General features: G+C 59.3%; 1 protein-coding gene. It reads right to left on the bottom strand.

Annotated elements, in window-relative coordinates:
• A partial coding sequence (locus Q4563_RS17330; RefSeq protein WP_303605382.1) for a 2-dehydropantoate 2-reductase N-terminal domain-containing protein occupies positions 1-344 on the bottom strand: 344 nt, incomplete at its 3' end.
• Between the last annotated feature and the right edge of the window lie 17 nt (positions 345-361).

The following is a 361-nucleotide window of genomic DNA, read 5'->3' as shown; positions in this document are numbered from 1 at the left end:
CCATCTCCCAGCGTAATACCGGCATCCGCAAACAAGGCCCGAATTTCAGCAACCGCCTTGTCTTGCGCTGCCGTACGGGCACCAACCGTGACCTGACTGCCCGGACTACGCACCACAACGGTATGGGTGTCGGCCAATGTCGCCACGGTTTTGGCGATCCCGCCCAACACCTGCCCGGCACCAAAACTGGCATCCAGATCGTCCAGCTGCCGCAAGCCATTCAGCAACGGCAAAATCATCGTCTGCGCACTGACCAGCGGTCGGATATCTTTGATCACCTCCGCTAGCGAATAGGCCTTATTGGTCAGCACAATCAGATCGAACGTCGCCGCCGATGTGGCCAATTGAGCCGCCGTGCAGC

The organism is Gilvimarinus sp. 1_MG-2023, from assembly GCF_030548285.1.
Note: the sequence above shows the minus strand (reverse complement) of the source record. Positions and strands in the feature narration are given on the sequence as shown.